Source organism: Streptococcus parasanguinis (genome assembly GCF_001578955.1).
GTDB lineage: Bacteria > Bacillota > Bacilli > Lactobacillales > Streptococcaceae > Streptococcus > Streptococcus parasanguinis_U.
In genome coordinates this window covers 440,243-441,421 of record NZ_KQ969689.1, presented here as the reverse complement: position 1 = coordinate 441,421, position 1,179 = coordinate 440,243, and the positions used below count along the sequence as shown (strand labels likewise).

Below are 1,179 nucleotides of genomic sequence, written 5' to 3'. Positions count from 1 at the left end.
CCTCTTCTAGCTCTTGCCGATCGAGAGCCTCTACCATTTGTTGACTATGACTCACTGTGTGTTTCCTCTTCTAATTCATTGTGTTCTTCATACAAGCCACTGACGACCTTATACCATTCAAAAATAGCTCCGATCACCACCTTAGCAGATGCATAGACTGGAATTCCTAGGAAAACTCCCCAGATTCCAAACATAGATCCTGACGTCAAGAGCACAAATAAAATGGTAATTGGATGGATATTTAACTGGCTCCCCAAAACCAAAGGTGATACAAAACGTCCTTCAATGGTTTGCTCCACTGCAAATACAATCAAGACCTTGATAAACATCTCTGGTCCTGCTACCAAGCCCAATACTAAGGCAGGTAACATGGCTAAGAAACTACCCAAGTAAGGGATCAAATTCAAGATCCCCGCAGAGATCCCCAAGGTTACCGCATAGCGCAAGCCAATGATCTTAAAGAAGATGATGAACATAATGGTGACGACAATGGCTACCGTAATTTGCCCTCGAACGTAGTTGGAGAGTTGGGTATTGACATCTGAGAGAACTTGCTCAGCCGATTTACGAATCTTAGTCGGCAAGAAGCGAACAATGTGGCCCTTTAAATTTTTTCCATCTCGAAGAAGATAAAAGACAATAAAAGGCATGATGATCAAGGCAACAATGACTTGCGATGCCACTCCGATCAAGTTGCTGACCCAATTGACAGCCCGCCCAGAGATCGAACTGGCCCAAGAAGTAATGTTTGCAGACAATTCCTTGGTGATCTCATCTAGCTGGGGTTTGATATCAGAAGAGACGCGATTATCTAGAAAATCATCGATGGTTGCATTGGCCTTTTCCAAATAAGTTGGCAAGTTATGAAAGAAACTCACCACTTGTCGTTGGACAGCTGGAATCACTACAGCTAGACCCCAGATTAAAAGCACTGCAATCAAGAAAAAGACTAAGGAAATCGCAAAAATCCGCTTGAGTCCTTTTCTTTCAAGGAAGTCAACAATGGGGTTGAGCAGGTAATAGAGCAAACCAGAAATAATGACAGGCAGCATGACTGCTCCTGCAAACTCAAAAATAGGAATAAAAATAAAGGTGATTTTACTCAGGACCAAAAGATTCAAGCCCAACAGTAAGGTAACTAAAAATACAGTAATGGCCTTGTTATCTAAAAACCATCTA

Annotated in this window: 1 protein-coding gene; it reads right to left on the bottom strand. The window is 42.1% G+C overall.

Annotated features, from left to right (window positions below; translation table 11 throughout):
* Positions 1-44: 44 nt before the first annotated feature.
* On the bottom strand, positions 45-1,179 hold a 1,135-nt coding region (locus tag SPADD19_RS02065), incomplete at its 5' end, for an AI-2E family transporter (protein WP_061455071.1).